The organism is Saliniradius amylolyticus, from assembly GCF_003143555.1.
In the GTDB taxonomy this organism is placed as follows: Bacteria; Pseudomonadota; Gammaproteobacteria; order Enterobacterales; family Alteromonadaceae; genus Saliniradius; species Saliniradius amylolyticus.
On record NZ_CP029347.1, the window covers coordinates 2,317,484 to 2,337,587 of the forward strand.

General features: G+C 52.2%; 17 protein-coding genes, 2 tRNA genes and 2 rRNA genes. 5 read left to right on the forward strand and 16 right to left on the reverse strand.

Translation table 11 applies throughout. The features are described from left to right. Window positions 1-31: 31 nt before the first annotated feature. The 3 genes from HMF8227_RS10810 to HMF8227_RS10820 all read left to right on the forward strand — a co-directional run bounded on the left by HMF8227_RS10810 (window position 32) and on the right by HMF8227_RS10820 (window position 3,183). Window positions 32-406, forward strand: coding sequence for a DUF3192 domain-containing protein (locus tag HMF8227_RS10810; protein ID WP_109340186.1), 375 nt, complete (start codon window positions 32-34; stop codon window positions 404-406). Further along, complete coding sequence (locus HMF8227_RS10815) at window positions 403-2,052, forward strand: HDOD domain-containing protein (protein ID WP_109340187.1); 1,650 nt, start codon at window positions 403-405, stop codon at window positions 2,050-2,052. The genes HMF8227_RS10810 and HMF8227_RS10815 overlap by 4 nt, the downstream gene beginning before the upstream one ends. Before the next feature lie 126 nt (window positions 2,053-2,178). Next, window positions 2,179-3,183, forward strand: coding sequence for an isocitrate dehydrogenase (locus tag HMF8227_RS10820; protein WP_109340188.1), 1,005 nt, complete (start codon window positions 2,179-2,181; stop codon window positions 3,181-3,183). Between the two features lie 77 nt (window positions 3,184-3,260). Here HMF8227_RS10820 and HMF8227_RS10825 read toward each other — a convergent pair whose 3' ends face one another. The 5 genes from HMF8227_RS10825 to HMF8227_RS10845 form a co-directional block, all read right to left on the reverse strand. Next, window positions 3,261-4,472 (reverse strand): DUF429 domain-containing protein, encoded by a 1,212-nt coding sequence (locus HMF8227_RS10825; protein WP_109340189.1) that lies wholly within the window; start codon window positions 4,470-4,472, stop codon window positions 3,261-3,263. A gap of 1,072 nt (window positions 4,473-5,544) precedes the next feature. Next, window positions 5,545-6,936: a replicative DNA helicase gene (dnaB, locus tag HMF8227_RS10830; protein WP_109340190.1), complete on the reverse strand. Its 1,392-nt coding sequence runs from the start codon at window positions 6,934-6,936 to the stop codon at window positions 5,545-5,547. Between the two features lie 94 nt (window positions 6,937-7,030). Next, entirely contained in the window at window positions 7,031-7,990 is a 960-nt protein-coding gene (locus HMF8227_RS10835) for a DUF4097 family beta strand repeat-containing protein (RefSeq protein WP_162558577.1), read from the reverse strand. An 8-nt stretch (window positions 7,991-7,998) separates the two neighbouring features. Beyond that, window positions 7,999-8,478 (reverse strand): hypothetical protein, encoded by a 480-nt coding sequence (locus HMF8227_RS10840; protein ID WP_109340192.1) that lies wholly within the window; start codon window positions 8,476-8,478, stop codon window positions 7,999-8,001. Continuing rightward, window positions 8,471-9,037, reverse strand: a complete 567-nt coding sequence (locus tag HMF8227_RS10845; RefSeq protein WP_239421286.1) for an RNA polymerase sigma factor — start codon at window positions 9,035-9,037, stop codon at window positions 8,471-8,473. The genes HMF8227_RS10840 and HMF8227_RS10845 overlap by 8 nt, the downstream gene beginning before the upstream one ends. Window positions 9,038-9,219: 182 nt before the next feature. On the opposite strand from HMF8227_RS10845, the gene HMF8227_RS10850 reads away from it, so the two are divergent. Further along, complete coding sequence (locus tag HMF8227_RS10850; RefSeq protein WP_109340193.1) at window positions 9,220-10,914, forward strand: NAD-dependent malic enzyme; 1,695 nt, start codon at window positions 9,220-9,222, stop codon at window positions 10,912-10,914. Window positions 10,915-10,941: 27 nt separating this feature from the next. Here HMF8227_RS10850 and HMF8227_RS10855 read toward each other — a convergent pair whose 3' ends face one another. Further along, window positions 10,942-11,703: a substrate-binding periplasmic protein gene (locus tag HMF8227_RS10855; RefSeq protein WP_109340194.1), complete on the reverse strand. Its 762-nt coding sequence runs from the start codon at window positions 11,701-11,703 to the stop codon at window positions 10,942-10,944. Window positions 11,704-11,842: 139 nt separating this feature from the next. Beyond that, on the reverse strand, window positions 11,843-12,256 hold the full coding sequence (locus HMF8227_RS10860) for an ACT domain-containing protein (RefSeq protein ID WP_109340195.1): 414 nt from the start codon (window positions 12,254-12,256) through the stop codon (window positions 11,843-11,845). A gap of 78 nt (window positions 12,257-12,334) precedes the next feature. On the opposite strand from HMF8227_RS10860, the gene HMF8227_RS10865 reads away from it, so the two are divergent. After that, window positions 12,335-12,862: a DUF2244 domain-containing protein gene (locus tag HMF8227_RS10865; protein WP_109340196.1), complete on the forward strand. Its 528-nt coding sequence runs from the start codon at window positions 12,335-12,337 to the stop codon at window positions 12,860-12,862. Window positions 12,863-12,932: 70 nt separating this feature from the next. Here the strand turns inward: HMF8227_RS10865 and rplI are convergent, their stop codons facing one another. From rplI to HMF8227_RS10910, 9 genes are all read right to left on the reverse strand, one after another. Then, the gene (gene rplI, locus HMF8227_RS10870) at window positions 12,933-13,385 is read right to left on the reverse strand and encodes a 50S ribosomal protein L9 (protein ID WP_109340197.1); all 453 of its coding nucleotides are present in this window, start codon (window positions 13,383-13,385) and stop codon (window positions 12,933-12,935) included. A gap of 27 nt (window positions 13,386-13,412) precedes the next feature. After that, window positions 13,413-13,640 carry a 30S ribosomal protein S18 gene (rpsR, locus tag HMF8227_RS10875; protein WP_109340198.1) on the reverse strand — a complete coding sequence of 76 codons (228 nt, stop codon included), beginning with the start codon at window positions 13,638-13,640 and terminating at the stop codon, window positions 13,413-13,415. A 17-nt stretch (window positions 13,641-13,657) separates the two neighbouring features. Next, complete coding sequence (rpsF, locus tag HMF8227_RS10880; protein WP_109340199.1) at window positions 13,658-14,017, reverse strand: 30S ribosomal protein S6; 360 nt, start codon at window positions 14,015-14,017, stop codon at window positions 13,658-13,660. A gap of 145 nt (window positions 14,018-14,162) precedes the next feature. Beyond that, a complete protein-coding gene (locus HMF8227_RS10885) occupies window positions 14,163-15,044 on the reverse strand; it encodes a DMT family transporter (RefSeq protein WP_338056569.1) in 882 nt (293 codons plus the stop codon). 56 nt (window positions 15,045-15,100) lie between these two features. Then, window positions 15,101-15,679 (reverse strand): NADPH-dependent FMN reductase, encoded by a 579-nt coding sequence (locus tag HMF8227_RS10890; protein ID WP_109340200.1) that lies wholly within the window; start codon window positions 15,677-15,679, stop codon window positions 15,101-15,103. An 828-nt stretch (window positions 15,680-16,507) separates the two neighbouring features. Next, window positions 16,508-16,623, reverse strand: a 5S ribosomal RNA gene (gene rrf, locus HMF8227_RS10895). A gap of 108 nt (window positions 16,624-16,731) precedes the next feature. Then, a 23S ribosomal RNA gene (locus HMF8227_RS10900) occupies window positions 16,732-19,613 on the reverse strand. Between the two features lie 287 nt (window positions 19,614-19,900). Further along, window positions 19,901-19,977: transfer RNA gene (locus HMF8227_RS10905), tRNA-Ile, on the reverse strand. A 1-nt stretch (window position 19,978) separates the two neighbouring features. Beyond that, a tRNA-Ala gene (locus HMF8227_RS10910) sits at window positions 19,979-20,054 on the reverse strand. Window positions 20,055-20,104 lie beyond the last annotated feature (50 nt).

A 20,104-nucleotide genomic window follows, 5' to 3' on the forward strand; every position in this document is an offset into this window, starting at 1 on the left:
ACAGGCTATTAACCGACACAAGCTAATCGACATGAACACTAAGATTTTTACCCGTATCGTCCTCGGGCTGCTGATCTACGGGCTGGCCATGGCCGCAGTTGTACTCTATTACCCGGACAGCCCGGAAGACATGGACTGGGAAGACAGAGAGCAATACAACAAAGTACAGATCGGTAAGCTGACTCTTGGCCAGACTCGTCAGGCTATTTTGGATCTGATGGGCTCGCCGGATATCAGTGAAGCCAAGAAGCTGGCCGGACAAACCTACCAAATAATGTTCTATCGCACCCAGCACATGGAATCCGATGGCATCACCACCATGAACGAATGCACGCCCCTACTGTTCGTTGACGACAAACTGGTGGCCTGGGGTGAAGGCAGCTACCAACAGTTTCTGAGTCCGTGAGCCAGGGATTATCTCCCCATACGCTTAAGCAATGGCAGTCTCTGCTGAGTCAGTTGCCACAGCAGCCCAACGCCCATGATTTGCAGCGGCTCCAGGATATGGCCGGGCTGCTACTGGAACAGCTCGAAGACCATCCTGATTATACTCAGGGCACGCTCAGACTGACCGCCTACCACTGGCCCCCAGCTCAGGCCTTTTCCTTACTCAGTGCATTAAACTGCGCTCTGCTTTGTCAGCATCAACGCTGGAACAAGGTGGCCGCCAACCAGCTGGTGTGTGCCGCCTTTTGTCTGACGCCCAAGGGCAGCCCCAAGGGTCTGTTTGCATTATTACAACAGCTTTCTCAGCCGCTCTGGTTTACCAGCCTGAAAGCGGTGAGCCGATTGTTACCTCACCGTCAGAAGCAAGGCTTCTGGCCTGCTCTGAACAAGCTTACATCACCAGGCGCATTACTCATGTTGGCCAGCCTAATTACCCTGGCGCAACTCAACCCTAAGCAGCCCCTCGAGCACGGACTGAATAATCTGGCCCGGCGCCTACCGACTGCCTTCTATCCATTATTAGCGCAGTGGCTGACTTATCCCTCAAACATGCCCCCCGGGCAATGGGTCCACGATAACGAAGACCAACCTTACCTGGTACTTTCTCTCACTCTGAGCGAACGCCTGCTGATCCCGTTAAAAGCCGGTGGCCAGAGCGTCGCTGAAGACAAGGGCCGTTGGCTTGAGCAACATCGGCTACAGTCTGTGGTGCAGGCTCCGAATATTGAGCCACAGGCGTATCAGGCCCTTTGGCAACAGCAATGGCAAGAGGACTGTGAGGGAAAGTCCCTTTGCCATCCGCCACAGCAAAGCAGTTACCCGGTCAGCCGTCCTCCGGCCAAGCTGATGGCCATCCAGAAGCTTTTGGATCGCCCGCAGGTCGATGTCGCTACTGTGGCCGAGCATATTGCCAGCGAGGGCTTTTTAGCCCATCAGCTCAGATACCGGGCCAGTCGCAACTCCCGAATGCGCCTTGAAGTGAGGGAAGTTAAACACGCCTTGTTGTTTGAAGGTTTCGAGCGCACCCGTCAACTGTTGCTCCAACAGGCGCTGATCAGCCGCTTAAACCAGCATTTTTATCCACTTCAGGATAACCTGCTGCAACTGACGATCCTGGTAGCCGAAATGCTGAGTCTGTTAGCGCAGCAAACGGGCCGCCTGCTTCCCGAAGAGGCGACCAGCCTCGGCTACTTCGCCTGTGGCGGCTTATTCACCTGCAGTCGCTTTAAACGGCTGACCCGATTGCCGCCATCCGGTGAGCAAGGGCACAGGCTGGATCAGCTGATTGCGCTGCCGGGCAATGAATTTGTCCAGCATAGCATCAGGCTCGCCCGCAGCTGGGGGCTGGAGAAAAGCTTTGTCGGTGCCATCGAACAACATGCAGAGCTACCCGAGTCCCGCTCGAATAACGCCACCAGCCAGCACGCCTCCCTGTTAGGCCTGGCACTGGCCCTAAGCCACGGTGCCTACTTTGACCGGGCCCCGGCCTCGCTCACTCAGCAGTACATCGACCAGGCCTGCAACCAACTCGAGCTCACTCCATCGCGCCTGGCAACACTGCAACAACAGGCGTTAGCCCAGGCCGGGTGTTATTGCCCCTGTTAGCTTTCAGGTCGCTTTACAACGGCCTTTTGCTGGAAAAAGCCCCGCTTTGATGCTATAAATCGCGCCCGTGAAACTTGGAGTCGGCAACGGCTTCAACCAGCCTAACGACAGACATAGGAATAACTCATGACTCAGCGTATTACGGTGCTCCGTGGCGACGGTATCGGCCCGGACATTATCGACTCTGCCATTCAAATCTTAGACAAAGTCGGTTGCGATTTTGAATACGACTATGCCGATGCGGGCCTGACGGCTCTGGAACAGCACGGTGAACTGCTGCCCAAGCAAACGCTGGATCTGATCGAGAAAAACGGCGTAACCCTCAAAGGCCCTCTGACGACCCCCGTGGGCGAAGGCTTTACCTCCATCAACGTCAGCCTGCGTAAGCAGTTTAAGCTTTACGCCAACCTGCGTCCGGTAAAATCCTTCAAAGGCACCAAGGCCCGCTACGAAGACATCGACATCGTAACCATCCGTGAAAACACCGAAGGCATGTATTCCGGCCTGGGACAGAAAGTCTCCGAGGATGGCAGCGAAGCCGAAGCCATGAGTAAGATCACCCGCGAAGGCGCCGAGCGCATCGTCACCTTTGCCTACGAACTGGCGAAACGCGAAGGCCGCAAGAAAGTCACCGCGGTACACAAGGCCAACATCCTCAAATCCACCTCTGGCCTGTTTTTGAAGGTGGCCCGCGAAGTGGGTGAGCGCTACCCCGAAATCGAGTCTACCGAGATGATCGTGGATAACACCTGTATGCAGCTGGTGATGAACCCGCATCAGTTCGACGTCATCGTCACCACCAACCTGTTCGGCGACATCATCTCCGATCTGTGTGCCGGTCTGGTAGGCGGTCTGGGTATGGCACCGGGTGCCAACATTGGTGAAAACTGCGCCATCTTCGAAGCGGTACACGGCTCAGCGCCGGACATCGCTGGTAAGAACCTGGCCAACCCCACCTCGGTAATTCTGGCCTCAGTACAGATGCTGGAATACCTGAATATGAGCGACAAGGCCGAGAAGATCCTGACCGCCCTGCGCGATGTGATCGAAAGCGGTGATCGCACTACCCGCGACCTGGGCGGTGAGCACGGGACGACCGACTTTACCCAAGCGGTACTGGAGCGTTTGTAAGCGCTAGCGCTTACAAAGCTTTGAATAGCAAAAAGCCGGTTTTTGAACCGGCTTTTTTGTTACCTTAAGACTTTACGTCAATTGGGGTAGCTTTGAATAAAAGGATCCTTGCTGCCGTGGTCCCGATAAATCTCCACCGTCTTACGAATCATCTCACCAGCAATTTTTTGTAATGTTTGGCTACACCTATTAGTTGCGTTTCTCTCATAACCATACTTTGAGTCTCTAAAAAAATTCCGATACTTATAGAGCATTTCTCGGTCAAATGATGTACACAGTTTGCGTTGAACCGAAACTGGCAACTCATCAAAAAGTTTGGATAAATCATGTCCATCACTTTTATTCCCCTGCCACGAATATCGCTCGTTTATCGCCCCAATATTGTGAGTTGGCTTTAACCTGTAGCTCTTAAGCAAAATTTCAATTGATAAAGCCGCATTTGTCATGCTGACTATACTGCTAACTTGCCATGTTGCTTCTGCCGCCATGTAGTAATTATAAGCGGTTTCCACAGCCCAAGCCGCCATTACCCAATCATCAATCCGAGGCTCAGAGAATGAGTATTGCTTCTCCATTGGAACAACAATATATCCATCATCTATCGAACCATAAAAATCAGTCTTCTTTAATGCATGTAAAGCAGCTACATATAAACAAATTATTGCATCAAGCTTGTCCTCATTAGCTTTCAGATTGTAACCGGACAAGTAGTGCTCTTGGTCAAACTTTAAATGATTAATTTGAACATCATTGGGTATTTCCAACTTAAGAACCTTAGATGATATCAAGCTTCTTAAAAGAACTCCCAGTCGGTGCTGTCCATACTGCTGATCAGCAACCATCATTCCCCTCTTCCTTTTATACTTAAGTCGCTCAGGTAACCCAAAGATATTGATAATTGCGGGGTGAGGATAACATTCCACTTGCCATTTATTCCCGAGATTAGAATGACAGAAACCTTTAGCTTCTAACCGACTTGCAAGCTCAACAGCCGGATGTTCTGGATATTTGTTTAAATTGCTTGGCATGCAGGATGCTTTACGAGAACCGAACTCAATACCTATTAACTTCTCACACTCCCGCATTCCACTTAGATTATTAACGATAAGTGGCGCATCAATGGCGACTCCGACCACACCATTATTGATTAAACCAGAGCAAATTTTAGACGGCCGCATAATATCATGCGCCATATCAGTCACAGTAAGAGTATCACCTTCTAACTTTCCATAAGCTATACCTGTTGGCTTATGGTCAGTCCACGCTAAATCTAAGCCCGCAAGAATCATTATAGTCTGGTCCAAGTAGTAAAAAGCTTTTCCAAAACATTAACTCCCCCGCATAACTTTCATCAAGTTATCAACTTTTCAGCCAATTGTCCCTTTACACTAACTGTAAATACGTGAGTAGGGCTTTCCCTGCTGGATATAACTCGCCATCCGTGGCGAGCCAGCCGGTTTTGTCGGCTCACAAAACCGGCGAAAAAGACCTAGTGGCCCGTGGACACCCTAAACGTGCCGGTCAGCCTTGCAAAAAGTCGGTCGCTCACACTCACTCCCTGTTCGTCTTCGCTCGATTTTCGTCCCTGAAAATCGCCCCACTTTTTCCGGCGCCTGCCCGCCACAGGGTGTTTTAACGGGCCATGGGTGCGGGATTCAGGCGTTTGTGCTTCATGCTGGAGACCCTGAGACTAGCTCAGGGTGACTGAGAGGGTTGGTTTTACTTCCTGTCGCTTTGACTTTCCCTTGGCGAAACAAGGCTCAATCGAACGCGAAATCCTGGACGATTTCGCGAGGTGATAGCCTTGCAGGACGCTACCTTGAGCCGCTTCGATGCTGTCAGAGCCTTGGTTCGGCAAGGTTCCCGGAAAGTCAGCAGCGACTAAAGACCTTTTCGCCCCTTTTAGGTCTTTCTAAAAGGGGCTGGTGCGCCATGGATGGCGTGCCATATCCAGCAGGGAGGCCACTATTAACAGTGGACCCCGCATCAAGATGCGGGGTGACTGAGAGGGTTGGTTTTACTTCCTGTCGCTTTGACTTTCCCTTGGCGAAGCAAGGCTCAATCGAACGCGAAATCCTGGACGATTTCGCGAGGCGATAGCCTTGCAGGACGCTACCTTGAGCCGGTTCGATGCTGTCAGAGCCTTGGTTCGGCAAGGTTCCCGGAAAGTCAGCAGCGACCAAAGACCTTTTCGCCCCTTTTAGGTCTTTCTAAAAGGGGCTGGCGCCTCATGGATGAGGCGTCATATCTGGCAGGGAGGCCTAAGCGAGACTATGACTGCAGATCCGGCAGGGAAGCCAATATTCACAATGGACTCCGGGTCAAGCCCGGGGTGACAGTTGTTGGCGGCAGGCCTGCCGCCTAGTATTCGTCGGCGACGGCTGGGCCAGCGTAGTTGTCGAAGCGGGAGAAGTGGCCCTGGAAAGTCAGCCGGGCGGTGCCGATGGGACCGTTCCGCTGCTTACCGATTATGATTTCAGCCACGCCCTTTTCTTCGCTGTTTTCGTGGTAAACCTCGTCGCGGTAGATAAACATGATCAAATCCGCGTCCTGCTCGATGGAGCCGGATTCCCGCAGATCCGAGTTGACGGGGCGTTTGTCGGAGCGTTGTTCCAGACTCCGGTTAAGCTGCGACAGCGCCACCACCGGAATATTCAGCTCTTTGGCCAGCGCCTTAAGAGAGCGGGAGATCTCGGCGATCTCCAACGTCCGGTTCTCGCTTAGCCCCGGCACCTGCATCAGCTGCAGGTAATCCACCATGATCATCGACAGGCCGTTATGCTCCCTCGCCAGCTTACGGGCACGGGTACGCACTTCCATCGGCGTCAGGCCGGAGGAGTCGTCGATAAACAGGTTATTCTTATCCTTGAGCATCGCCATGGTGTTGGAGATGCGCGCCCAGTCTTCATCTTCCAGTTGCGCGGTACGAATACGGGTCTGATCCACCCGACTAAGGGATGCCAGCATCCGCATCATAATCTGTTCGGCGGGCATCTCCAGGCTGAACACCAGTACCGGCTTGTCTTCCAGCATCATGGCGTTTTCGGCCAGGTTCATGGCGAAGGTGGTTTTCCCCATGGAAGGACGAGCGGCGACAATCACCAGGTCAGAAGGCTGCAGACCACTGGTCATCTTATCCAGGTCCTTAAAGCCGCTGGACACCCCGGTGACTTCCCGGCCGTCTTTGACCAGTGCATCCAGACGTTCCACCGTCTTGGTCAGCACCGAGTCCATGCCCTGCGGACCTTCGTTGTTGCCGGTGCGCTTCTCGGCAATTTCAAACACCCGGCTTTCGGCCATATCCAGCACTTCGCTGGAGTTGCGTCCCTCGGGGTTATAGCCGGTATCGGCGATCTCATGGGCCACACCAATCAACTCACGCATCACGGCGCGCTCTTTGATGATCTCGGCGTAGGCCACCACATTGGCGGCGCTGGGAGTATTCTTGGCAAGCTCACCTAAGTAAGCGAAACCACCGGCCACTTCCAGCTCTTCGATGCGCTCCAGTTCGTCGGAAACGGTAATCAGGTCGATGGGTTGGTTGGCCGACAACAGCCGACTGATGGCGCGATAAATGGTCTGGTGGGCGCGATTATAAAAATCCTGCTCGATCAGGATCTCGGCCACCTTATCCCAGCAGTCCGGGGCAATCAGCATGCTGCCAAGCACCGACTGTTCGGCCTCCATGGAGTGCGGGGGCACTTTCAGCTTTTCGATTTTGCTGTCGCGATCTTGGTTGGAAACGACTTTCACACACCCACCACTGCTGGAAAAACAAGAGCGATATTATGCGTTATTCACCGCCAAGATTAAACCAAAAAGGCGGCCCTTTGGCCGCCCCTTTACGTTACTGCTTTTCCAGTCCCAGTCGCCCGCTGATGGTGGACATTTCCACCCGAGCGGCGCCCGAGCCGGTGGTAAATTCCAGCCGGCGGCCGGGACCGTATTTATCCCGTTTCACCTTGTCAGCACTGAGGTTATTGCGCAGGTCCCCGCCGGCATGCCCTTCCAGAGAGAAGCTGGCCTGGGTGTCTTTCGGCAGTGTCAGGCGAATGTCGCCGCTGACGGTGGAGCCTTCCACCCGAGCGCGTTCACTCAGCGCCAGGGTCGCATCCACATCCCCTCCCACGGTGTCGATAGTCAGGCTGTCTACCTGTTGCAGGTTCAGCTCCATGTCACCATTGACCGATGAAACATGAACCCGGCGAGCGGTGGTTTCCAGCTCCATATCACCATTGACTACGGTATAACGAATTTCCTCAGCGGTGTTGCCTGACTCTTCGATATCCCCATTCACCGTCTCGATGCGAATATCGCCACTCAGGCCGCGAGCTTCTACCTCGCCATTCACTGAGTCCACCCGCAGGCGCCCGGGCAGGTGCAACAGCCGAATATCACCGTTCACCGTGGTGACATCCACATCCCCACTGACTTTTTCAATCAGTACATCGGCGTTAATGGATTCATAATCCAGCTGTCCCTGACGAGGCAGCCAGATTTCCAGATCGTCGCCCTCGTCTTTGTCCCAATCCGAATAGCTTTTTCTTGGCATCTCCACCTTGATCAGCACCTCGTTACCGCGCTGTTCGAAGATAAACTCCTCGGCCCTGTCACTCAGCTCACCGGTGACTTTCACCTCAGCCTTGTCCCAGCCGCGAATGTCCGCTTCACCATTCATGTGTTCCACGATCACTCTGACACCGCCGGGGTTGGCCACAGACAGGCTTTTATCAACTTTTTCTCCGGCTAGGGCCAAAGGGCTACACAATACCGCTAGGGCGGTTAAACCAATTAATGTTCTCATCATGACCTCTCTTACACCTGACGCCATTTCGGCGCGTGGACTTTTTCAATTAAATCAATTTGCTGTTGGTAAACTTGCTGAAGCATCTTCAGCAGCGCCACATTATTGGGATCTTCTTCCAGCGCCTGCTTGATAGCCTCTGCCGCTGCTTCCAGTTCCGCCAGTTGCTGCTGCCAGTTGTCCGTCAGGGCTGGTTGGTTATCCAGACTGGCCAGCAGAAACCGCTTTTGTGACTGATGCTGCTGGGTGAGCTGCTGCATTGGACTGTCGGTGGTGACACGCAGACCCGAAAACTCCATAGCGCCAAAACCCAGTACGCCCACAAAGGCCACAGCTGCTGCATTCCGCCACAGTGGCGAGACAATCCGTTGCTCGGCCTTATGCTGGATACCGCGCTCGATGCCCGTCCAGAGGTCCCGTTCCGGGTGTTTCTCTCTAGGCAGTTCGTCAATCTGACGCTGTAATTTTTGCTCAAAATCGGAGTTACTCATCGTTCACCCACTCCTTTAACATTTGTTTCGCCCGGTGGAACTGGGCCTTACTGGACCCCACGGCCATTCCGGTCATTTTTGCCACTTCTTCATGCCGGTATCCTTCGATGGCATGCAGTACAAATACCACCCGCGCCCGCTCCGGTAGGCGACTCACCAGGGCATCCAGATCAATCTCATGAGTCTGTGCCGGTGCCGGTTCATTAGCCGCATCGGTATCCTCAATGTTGAAAATCCGCCCCAGCCAGCCCTTCTGCTTGCGCATATAGGAGATGCACACATTGGACGTCACCGAATGCAGCCAGGTGCTAAAACGGCTCTGCCCCTGAAAATTGCCCAGCTTGCGCCATATCTGAATAAACACTTCCTGAGTGGCGTCTTCCGCCATACCTTTATCGCCGGTCAGCCGCCAACATAAGGCGTGAACCTTCCCAACATGACGCTCGTACAGTTGCTGGTAAGCCGACATATCCCCATCGATACAGGCCTTAATCAGAGCCTGCTCGGTTTTGTCGACAAAGCTGTTTTGAGCCTGAATAACCTCTGCCCCCTGCTGCAATGTTCGATATCCATTTTGGTTGTGATGTGTAGGTTAAGTCGCAGCCTAGCCAAGCCAGGTTTAAATCGGTAGCAAAATTTGTTTTTTCACTGACAAAAAATCCTGTCACGGTGGAAATTTAACGCGCTTTCAAGGATGATCCGGGATCAACACAGAGAACAACCCTGCGATGGAACCAACACATGCCCCAAAAGAGCAATAAACGTCCTTTGTATATCCCCTATGCGGGTCCTTCGCTACTGGAAACGCCGCTACTAAACAAAGGCAGTGCGTTTTCCGCCGAAGAGCGTAACTCCTTTAACCTGACAGGCCTGCTACCACCTCGCTATGAGAGCATCGAAGAGCAGGTCAGTCGGGCCTATATGCAGTATTCCAGTTTTGATGAGCCGATTAATAAGCACATCTATCTTCGGGCCATTCAGGATAACAACGAGACGCTGTTCTACCGGCTGGTACAAGAGCATCTGGAAGAGATGATGCCCATTATCTACACGCCAACGGTGGGTGATGCCTGTGAGCAATTTTCTGACATCTATCGCAGTTCCCGAGGCTTGTTTGTGTCTTACAGCGAACGGGAGCACATCGACGACATTCTGCACAATGCCACCAAGCAAAAGGTGAAGGTGATCGTCGTCACCGACGGCGAGCGCATTCTGGGCCTGGGCGATCAGGGCATCGGCGGCATGGGCATCCCCATCGGTAAGCTGTCCCTGTACACTGCTTGCGGTGGCATCAGCCCGGCCTATACGCTGCCGGTAATGCTGGACGTAGGCACCAACAACGAAAAGCTACTGAACGACCCTATGTACATGGGTGCGCGTCACAAACGCATCGAGGGCGATGAATACTACGACTTTGTGGATACCTTCATGCAGGCGGTACAGCGCCGCTGGCCCGATGCCATGATCCAGTTCGAGGATTTCGCCCAGCCCAATGCCATGCCACTGTTAAATCGCTATCGCGACGAGGTGTGCTGTTTTAACGATGATATCCAGGGCACTGCAGCTGTAACCGTCGGCACGTTACTGGCAGCGTGCCGGACTCAGGGCGTGAAACTGTCAGAGCAGCGAGTGGCCTTTGTGGGTGCAGGTTCCGCAGGTTGTGGTATTGCCGAGCAGGTAATCCAACAAATGACCGCCGAGGGTATTTCCGAGCAACAGGCGCGCAGCCAGATCTACATGGTGGACCGCTTTGGTCTGCTCACCGACGGAATGGAAGGGCTACGTGACTTCCAGCAGGCGCTTTGCCAGGGTAAGGCGAACCTTGAAGACTGGCAGTACAGCGGTGACTATGCCTCACTGCTGGATGTGATCAACTGCGCCAAGCCGAATATCCTAATCGGCGTATCCGGTCAGGCCGGTCTGTTTACCGAGCAGGTAATCCGCGCCATGGTGCAGCATACCGACACTCCCATCATTTTCCCTCTGAGTAACCCTTCTCGTCAGGTAGAAGCTCACCCTCAACAAGTGATTGAGTGGACAGACGGTAAGGCCGTCGTTGCCACAGGCAGCCCCTTTAAGTCGGTGGAGTACAGTGGCAAAGAGTATGACATTGCACAGTGTAATAACAGCTATATCTTCCCCGGCGTCGGCCTGGGCGTGATTGCGACCAAGGCGCGCCTAATCACCGACGAAATGCTAATGGCCGCCAGTGAAACTCTTGCTAAAGCCTCTCCGCTGGCGAATACCGGCAAAGGCGCCCTATTGCCACCATTGACCGACCTGTCAGAGCTCTCCAAGCAAATCGCCTTCAACGTGGGCAAGGTTGCTCAGCAGCAGGAGTTATGCCTGGAAATGACCGACCAAATGCTAAGAGAGAAGATAGATAAAAACTTCTGGAAACCAGAGTACCGCCAGTATCGGCGCGTCAGCCTGTAAAAACCGGAGCGCTGTGAGGGGTCTGTATTATTCGGACCGGCTCACAGCCGCACCTTGCTCCAACTCGGCCAGAGCCTTTGCGAACTGTTTCTCGGCAAGCACTTGCTGTATGACCTGATTCACGTCTTCAATAAACTTACGATTGGCAGGGGTGTCATGGCAAACGACGTGTTCAGACTGTTGCGTCAAAGGAGTGCCGGGATGGTAGACAAATTCGGTCCTTCCTGACTGCTTGAAAACCGCAAATGCATCTGGCGTATAGGCAATAAAAGCATCGATGCGTCGGTGGTCCATCAGCCCGATGCTTTGCTCAATGCTATTGACCCTCACAAAGTAGACAGAATCAGGTATTGCCACTCCCGCCTTATTCAGCAGGTATCCTCTGCGCATAGAAACACGCAATCCTGCAAGCTCCGATAGCGTCTTGTAGCCCTGCGCACCCTCTGCACTAAAAATATAGATATTCGCTTTATTGAAAGGCTCACTAACGACGCTGGCGTCGGCATCGGGCAGATGCTGATGACTGGCAGGCAGTAAGCATTGAGCCTGCCCTTCAAGAAAATACTTGCTGGCTCGGCTGGAAGGCGAAAAGAGCACCTCCACTCGCTGCTCAGAAGTGGAAATAATTCGATTGAGTAAAATATTATAGGGGCCGGGCTCACCGTGAGCTCTGTCCAACACCCCGGGGAGGATGGGCGCTGACACTGTAACGCTGGCCTGCGCTTTTTCACCAAAGAGCCAACCTAAACAGAGCGAGCAGGCAATCAAAGATAAGGGGATGAATTTCATAAACACTTCTCTTACTACTTAACGACAGTTTATCGACCTGAAATCATCATGAAAAATATAAATCCAGCTTCTATCGGTCAGTAGTAAGCCATTCCTTGATCTAAGACTCGTTCGCCCCGGAGGCTTCATAGTCCCCTAATTATAACCTGATGTTCCCAACGTTTTGCAGTATTTTCATTGCCTCAAGCGCTCTGTCTTCTGGTACAAAGAGATGGTCATGGTAAAATGCAGACACAGGATTCACTCCCATTCCCGCTTCCGCCAGCCTATTGGTAACGGCCGCTAAAAAGCCGACGGCCTCTAACGACGAATGAATATTGAGCGTAATCATCCTACTGACGAACTCATAGTCCCAGCCTTGCTGCTCAGCTTGTTCTTTAGGTATGATCAGCGTCACCCCTTCCGCCTCCCTGAACAGCATTAATGGTTCGATTCCGGCGGCGACGTTCGCAGGCTCCGGTAAGGTCACAAATACATACACCGGCTCCTGCAACACTGGCTGCATCTGTTCTAGCAACCGGGCTAAGCACGTTTCTCCTTTAGAGGATGTCATAGAACTCCTAAAAATTAAGCGTTATGGTAACGAGTAGCTACAATGAAACTTATCTCTGGTCATAACAAATAAATAGCGATGATACGAGTGTATCGCCGTGGTGCTATCACCACCATTGATATGCAGCCTAACCGCTCTGCTAGTTGGCGACAGACCCAATACTTACTGGTTGCTATTGCTATGGTCAGCCTGACGATTGCTATTGCCTGGGCAGCGCTGGGATTTTGGATAATACTGCCTTTTGCCGGCCTGGAGATACTCTTGCTGCTTTACCTGGGCTATCGCACCTGCCATTTCACTTATGGCCGACAACAACTCACCATCACCAACTATTCTCTGGATTTTACCTATCGACTGGGTAAACGCCAGCGACGCTACATTCTCTCTCGCCCCCAAACCAGTGTATTAATCTTTAAACCACGCCATTCTCTCAGCAGCGACAAACTGGTTTTATTTCAGGATGGGTTTTCCTTACCCATTGGTGAGTGGCTGAATCGGGATGATATTGCTACCCTGGCCGCCACGTTAAAGGAGCATGCCTTGCCCTGCGTATTGCAAAACAAGGTGCAGCGGGTCGCCTTAAACCCCTTCCCTCCAGAGCCTTAGGGTTCAGCGAGGTAAAAGCACCAGACACAAAAAAACCGCCCGAAGGCGGTTTTTTACATCGGCTACCGAATTAGGCTTCAGCAACGATATTGACTTTAACCGTGGTCGCCACATCGGAGTGCAACTGCAAGTCGATGTCGAACTCACCCACTTCACGCAACGTGCCGTGGGGCATCTTCACTTCGGCTTTAGCCACTTCAACGCCTGCGGCGGTCAGTGCATCAGCAATGTCACGAGTACCCACAGAACCGAACAGCTTGCCTTCGTCGCCAGCTGGGGCTTCGATAGTCACAGAGCCCAACTCAGTAATCTTCTCGGCACGCGCTTCCGCGGCTGCAAGCTCTTCAGCGATCTTCGCTTCGTACTCGGCACGACGCTGTTCAAATTTCTCAATGTTACCCTTAGTCGCAGGCACAGCCTTGCCCTGAGGGAACAGGAAGTTACGAGCAAAACCAGATTTAACACTAACCTGATCACCCAAACCGCCTAAGTTGGCGATCTTATCTAGTAGAATGATTTCCATCTTTGCTACCTCTTATTCGCCAACCAATTATTTATGACCGTCAGTGTACGGCAACAGAGCCAGGAAGCGCGCACGCTTGATAGCTGTTGACAACTGACGCTGATATTTGGCGCTGGTACCTGTAATACGGCTAGGTACGATTTTGCCACTTTCAGTGATGTAGTTTTTCAGCAGATTCACATCTTTATAATCGATCTGCTCAATGCCTTCTGCGGTAAAACGGCAGAACTTACGACGTCTGAAAAAACGAGCCATAATATCTCTCCTATCGGTTAGCTGGCAGCTTGTTCAGCTGGCTTTTCTTCACGCTTACGGTCTTCTTTCGCCATTGGTGATGGCTCAGTGTCCGCATGCTTAGTGCGCATGATCATGTTACGCAGAACCAGATCGTTGAAGCGGAAAGCGTTTTCCAGCTCTTCGATGGCTTCAGCAGAAGTTTCGGCGTTGACCAGCACATAGTGCGCTTTGTGCAGCTTCTCGATGGGGTAAGCCAGTTGGCGGCGGCCCCAGTCTTCCAGACGATGGATTTGACCGCCGTTCTGAGTCAGAATACCGGTATAACGCTCGATCATACCCGGTACTTGTTCACTCTGGTCAGGGTGAACCATAAACACGATTTCGTAATGACGCATGGTTGCTCCTTACGGTTGTAGCCTCTTTCAGCACAGCCAAACTGCAGAGACAAGGAACGAAACAGAAATTGGGCTGATTTAAGAGCGCGGATTCTACCCGATCAACCCCGGCAGCACAAGCAATAACCGACGTTATCCCCAACTATCACCAATGTTCTCCCGTCACCAATAGCCCCACGCCCGCCAGGGCCACCAAAGACCAAACCAGAGACTGTCGGTTCACTCGGTCTCCCATAATCTTCGCGACCAATAGCGACAATATGACACTGGTGGCAAATAGCGTTTGTACCACGGCGGCCTTGGCATAGGTAAAAGCCACCATCTGCAAGTAAAGCGCAGCAAATGTTCCCACTAAAGTCGCCGCCGCAAACATCAGCCAGGTTCGTTTCGGATTATCGGATTTCGGCAGCCAACGCTGGCGCTTAACAATCAATAACAGGATGATGATCGCCAAGCCGCCCAACAGACGCATCAAGCTGGCGTTAGCCGCGTCCACACCAGTGCTGGTCAGCACATCGCGGCTAACCACCGCACCAAGCGCCTGACAAAGTGCAGCCAAGGCCGCATACACAAAGCCTGACAATTCAAACACCTGACTGGTGTCACGCTTATTCAGCTTAATCACCATATCCACGGCCAGAATTACCACCGCAATGCCACACCACTGTTGCCACGTAAGCCACTCAGCAATCCAGGCCATGGCCAGTAACGCGGTAAATATGGGCGCCAGACTCTCGGCAAACAAGATGGTTTGGCTGTCACCAATACGATTCAGCGCCTGGAAGAAAAAAGTATCACCAAGGCCAATACCGATCACACCACTGATTAGCAGCCAGATAATATGGGAGGTTTGTAGTGGGCTGTTCGGATACACCCATAGACAGATGGGAACCAACACCACAATGGCTACCAAGCCTTTCCACAGGTTCAGTGCAAGCGGGGAAAAACTGGCTCCTAATTGTCTGAACAGACGTGCAGCTACCGCCCAACAACAGGCGGTGAATAACGCGGTTAATTCACCAATCACAAGCGCCTCCTTAATGAGGCGCGTAGACTAATGAGAATCGAGACAAAAAACCAGCGTTAGTCTGCTTTTAGTTTTTGCAGTGTTGTGACCAGGGCTTTACCGATATCTTCGATGGTCTGCTGTTGCTGACTATCGGATAACTGTCCATTGTCAGTAAACGCTGAGCCAGCGCCACTTACCGCGTGTTGTTGAGGTAAAACAGTCACCCCAATATTTTGCAGCAACATACGTAAGAACACTAAGCCACGCATACCCCCTAACCCGCCAGGGGAAGCCGACATAATCCCGGCATACTTGCCGCGATAGGCCGACAGCATAGGCTCATTGTCATAGGTCGGGCGCGACACCCAGTCGATGCAGTTCTTTAACAACGGCGAGAAGGCGCTGTTGTACTCTGGTGACGCGATCAACAGCCCATCGGCCTCGGTAATCAGTGCCTTAAGCTCTTTGGCCGCCTCCGGCACACCGCTCTCCTGCTCCAGATCCTGGTTCATCAGCGGCATCGGATAAGACCCTAAATTAATAACCTGAACGTCGGCTCCGGCTCGCTCTGCGGCAGCCGCCGCAATTTTTACCAGCTTATGATTAAACGACTCTTTTCGGGCACTGCCTGAGAACGCAAGTATCTTGATCATGTTTTCCCTCTTAAATAACGATGTCGAAGCTCAAGCATAGGTGTTGAAAGAGCACACAACAATATTGCAGGAATAGCGTAATAAATTTAACAGCACTATTCTCTACAAACGAACCACGCAATACGATCACTGGTAATAATGCAGATGATTCTTCAGTGAAGCCGAGAAGAATTCAGCCCAACTTCAAAACCCCGAGAGCGATGAACGACGAATCATGGATGATTCGGCTGGAACCCAGCTACAGGGATGTCATTGGTTACTTTATCCAGGCCAGCCCCCCTCTAGCCTTTGACTCACCCGATAGAGATGTGGCCTTCGTCAGCATGACGAGTGTTCTACTGCAGAGGTATTCACCTCTCACATGGGGGCGGAGCAAGACCGTTATGCCGGTGGCATAACGCAGCTTGTGGAGCGACGAGCATGGAGGCCTACATGGATGTAGGTCATTAGAACAACGCAGGAGCAGTTGTCGTGATGCGAGGCTGCTTCATGGACGAATGACAGATGACTGCTGGCCGTTGGAATACGATACCCTTGCCAGTGCGATGGGTTGGGTCTTCCATAAGGCAGCACGTCAGTGCTGCTTAAAGCACAAAACCCCGAGCCTTTCGACTCGGGGTTTTGCTTTAATTAGAAGCCTGGCGGTGTGCTACTTTACTCCGCGCAATCCTGCGCTACGCCCTTCGGGCCGTCGTCGCGTAGCTCCGACGTTCAAATTCGTTCCCGACGAATTTGTCACATTCCATGTTCGAGTGCACACCCGAATACTATTGATGCAAATAAAAAAGCCCCTCTCTTTCGAGAAGGGCTTTTCTATTTGAATTAGAAGCCTGGCGGTGTGCTACTCTCACATGGGGAGACCCCACACTACCATCGCCGCTAATACGTTTCACTTCTGAGTTCGGAATGGAATCAGGTGGTTCCGTATTGCTATTGCCGCCAGGCATAAACTGTGAACAATTTGAGCAAGCTGTCTTTAAATCGGTAATCTGTCTGTCTTGGTATTGCTCTGATGCGCGTTACTTACTGTTTTAACGTCACTTGGGCGTTGTATGGTTAAGCCTCACGGGCAATTAGTACGGGTTAGCTCAACGCCTTACAACGCTTACACATCCCGCCTATCAACGTCCTGGTCTTGAACGACCCTTTAGAGAGCTTAAGCTCTAGGGATGACTCATCTCGAGGCTCGCTTCCCGCTTAGATGCTTTCAGCGGTTATCGATTCCGAACGTAGCTACCGGGCAGTGCCATTGGCATGACAACCCGAACACCAGCGGTTCGTCCACTCCGGTCCTCTCGTACTAGGAGCAGCCCCTCTCAATCATCCAGCGCCCACGGCAGATAGGGACCGAACTGTCTCACGACGTTCTAAACCCAGCTCGCGTACCACTTTAAATGGCGAACAGCCATACCCTTGGGACCGACTTCAGCCCCAGGATGTGATGAGCCGACATCGAGGTGCCAAACACCGCCGTCGATATGAACTCTTGGGCGGTATCAGCCTGTTATCCCCGGAGTACCTTTTATCCGTTGAGCGATGGCCCTTCCATACAGAACCACCGGATCACTATGACCTACTTTCGTACCTGCTCGACGTGTCTGTCTCGCAGTTAAGCTGGCTTATGCCATTACACTAACCTCCTGATGTCCGACCAGGATTAGCCAACCTTCGTGCTCCTCCGTTACTCTTTGGGAGGAGACCGCCCCAGTCAAACTACCCACCAGACACTGTCCGCAATCCCGATAAGGGACCAACGTTAGAACATCAAACATACAAGGGTGGTATTTCAAGGTTGGCTCCACATCATCTGGCGACAATGCTTCAAAGCCTCCCACCTATCCTACACATGTAGGTTCAATGTTCAGTGCCAAGCTGTAGTAAAGGTTCACGGGGTCTTTCCGTCTAGCCGCGGGTACACCGCATCTTCACGGCGATTTCAATTTCACTGAGTCTCGGGTGGAGACAGCGTGGCCATGGTTACACCATTCGTGCAGGTCGGAACTTACCCGACAAGGAATTTCGCTACCTTAGGACCGTTATAGTTACGGCCGCCGTTTACCGGGGCTTCGATCAAGAGCTTCGCATACGCTAACCCCATCAATTAACCTTCCGGCACCGGGCAGGTGTCATACCGTATACGTCCGCTTACGCGTTAGCACAGTACTGTGTTTTTAATAAACAGTCCCAGCCACCTGGTCACTGCGACCGCCATCTGCTTAGGGAGCAAGTCCCATCACAAACAGCGGCGTACCTTCTCCCGAAGTTACGGTACTATTTTGCCGAGTTCCTTCACCCGAGTTCTCTCAAGCGCCTTAGTATTCTCTACCTGACCACCTGTGTCGGTTTGGGGTACGGTTCGTATTATCATATGCTTAGAGGCTTTTCCTGGAAGCGGGGCATCTGTGACTTCAACTCCTTGGAGTCTCGTCTCGTGTCTCGGCCTTAGAATCCCGGATTTGCCTAAGATTCCAGCCTACGCACTTTCACATGGACAACCAACGCCATGCTCACATAGCCTTCTCCGTCCCCCCTTCGCTGATAATACAAGTACGGGAATATTAACCCGTTTCCCATCGACTACGCATTTCTGCCTCGCCTTAGGGGCCGACTTACCCTGCCCTGATTAGCATGGGACAGGAAACCTTGGTCTTCCGGCGTGGGGGTTTTTCACCCCCATTATCGTTACTCATGTCAGCATTCGCACTTGTGATATGTCCAGCACACCTCTCGATGCACCTTCAGCCACTTACACAACGCTCCCCTACCCAGCATGTAAACATGCTGCCGCAGCTTCGGTGACTAGTTTTAGCCCCGTTACATCTTCCGCGCAGGCCGACTCGACTAGTGAGCTATTACGCTTTCTTTAAAGGGTGGCTGCTTCTAAGCCAACCTCCTAGCTGTCTGTGCCTTCCCACATCGTTTCCCACTTAACTAGTACTTGGGGACCTTAGCTGGCGGTCTGGGTTGTTTCCCTCTCCACGACGGACGTTAGCACCCGCCGTGTGTCTCCCGGATAGTACTCTACGGTATTCGGAGTTTGCATGGGGTTGGTAAGTCGGGATGACCCCCTAGCCCAAACAGTGCTCTACCCCCGTAGGTATTCATCCGAGGCGCTACCTAAATAGCTTTCGGGGAGAACCAGCTATCTCCCGGTTTGATTGGCCTTTCACCCCCAGCCACAAGTCATCCCCATCTTTTTCAACAGATGTGGGTTCGGTCCTCCAGTTGATGTTACTCAACCTTCAACCTGCTCATGGCTAGATCACCGGGTTTCGGGTCTATACCTGGCAACTAGACGCGCAGTTAACACTCGCTTTCGCTACGGCTCCCCTAAACGGTTAACCTTGCTACCAAATATAAGTCGCTGACCCATTATACAAAAGGTACGCAGTCACCTAACAAGTAGGCTCCCACTGATTGTACGTATACGGTTTCAGGTTCTATTTCACTCCCCTCACTGGGGTTCTTTTCGCCTTTCCCTCACGGTACTGGTTCACTATCGGTCAGTTAGGAGTATTTAGCCTTGGAGGATGGTCCCCCCATATTCAGTCAAGATAACACGTGTCCCGACCTACTCGATTTCACTATCAGATTGTTTTAGTGTACGGGGCTGTCACCCTGTATCGCGGCACTTTCCAGAGCCTTCCACTAACGCACTGATAACTTAAGGGCTAATCCCCGTTCGCTCGCCGCTACTAAGGGAATCTCGGTTGATTTCTTTTCCTCGGGGTACTTAGATGTTTCAGTTCTCCCGGTTCGCCTCTCATGCCTATAGATTCAACATGAGATACCTCTAAAGAGGTGGGTTTCCCCATTCGGACATCTGTGGCTAATAATGCATTTTGTCAGCTCACCACAGCTTTTCGCAGACTTACACGTCCTTCATCGCCTCTAACTGCCTAGGCATCCACCGTATACGCTTTGTCACTTAACCATACAACCCCAAATAACGTCAGAATCGTACAGTCAGTAACGCGCTAATCATCAGATAAAGCAATACCAGACGACGTCTAGATTACTTCGCTTGATTGATTTAAATATCAGCTTGCCAAATTGTTAAAGAACATTAAGTGTCGAAACACTTATCAATAATGACTGTCAGTCAGTATTCATAAGTATTTCTGTATAGCGATTCGCGGACATATTTGCTAGTCAAGGCGTCGTGCAGCGTAGCGTACAATCAGTACGTGAGCTGTGCGACAACGCAGAATAGCGAATATGTGGTAGGCTTGGGCAGACTTGAACTGCCGACCTCACCCTTATCAGGGGTGCGCTCTAACCAGCTGAGCTACAAGCCTATGGTGGAGCTAAGCAGGATCGAACTGCTGACCTCCTGCGTGCAAGGCAGGCGCTCTCCCAGCTGAGCTATAGCCCCTCGCTATACTCTTTCTCTTTGCAACAAAACAATCTGTGTAGGCACTGCAT

What these genes read in the sequence shown, in the direction of transcription:
- HMF8227_RS10810 (WP_109340186.1), top strand. Translation starts at nt 32, where the DNA reads ATGAACACTAAGATTTTTACCCGTATCGTCCTCGGGCTGCTGATCTAC.
- HMF8227_RS10820 (WP_109340188.1), top strand. Translation starts at nt 2,179, where the DNA reads ATGACTCAGCGTATTACGGTGCTCCGTGGCGACGGTATCGGCCCGGAC.
- HMF8227_RS10825 (WP_109340189.1), bottom strand. Translation starts at nt 4,472, where the DNA reads ATGATTCTTGCGGGCTTAGATTTAGCGTGGACTGACCATAAGCCAACA.
- HMF8227_RS10835 (WP_162558577.1), bottom strand. Translation starts at nt 7,990, where the DNA reads ATGATGAGAACATTAATTGGTTTAACCGCCCTAGCGGTATTGTGTAGC.
- HMF8227_RS10840 (WP_109340192.1), bottom strand. Translation starts at nt 8,478, where the DNA reads ATGAGTAACTCCGATTTTGAGCAAAAATTACAGCGTCAGATTGACGAA.
- HMF8227_RS10850 (WP_109340193.1), top strand. Translation starts at nt 9,220, where the DNA reads ATGCCCCAAAAGAGCAATAAACGTCCTTTGTATATCCCCTATGCGGGT.
- HMF8227_RS10855 (WP_109340194.1), bottom strand. Translation starts at nt 11,703, where the DNA reads ATGAAATTCATCCCCTTATCTTTGATTGCCTGCTCGCTCTGTTTAGGT.
- HMF8227_RS10860 (WP_109340195.1), bottom strand. Translation starts at nt 12,256, where the DNA reads ATGACATCCTCTAAAGGAGAAACGTGCTTAGCCCGGTTGCTAGAACAG.
- HMF8227_RS10865 (WP_109340196.1), top strand. Translation starts at nt 12,335, where the DNA reads ATGATACGAGTGTATCGCCGTGGTGCTATCACCACCATTGATATGCAG.
- rplI (WP_109340197.1), bottom strand. Translation starts at nt 13,385, where the DNA reads ATGGAAATCATTCTACTAGATAAGATCGCCAACTTAGGCGGTTTGGGT.
- rpsR (WP_109340198.1), bottom strand. Translation starts at nt 13,640, where the DNA reads ATGGCTCGTTTTTTCAGACGTCGTAAGTTCTGCCGTTTTACCGCAGAA.
- rpsF (WP_109340199.1), bottom strand. Translation starts at nt 14,017, where the DNA reads ATGCGTCATTACGAAATCGTGTTTATGGTTCACCCTGACCAGAGTGAA.
- HMF8227_RS10890 (WP_109340200.1), bottom strand. Translation starts at nt 15,679, where the DNA reads ATGATCAAGATACTTGCGTTCTCAGGCAGTGCCCGAAAAGAGTCGTTT.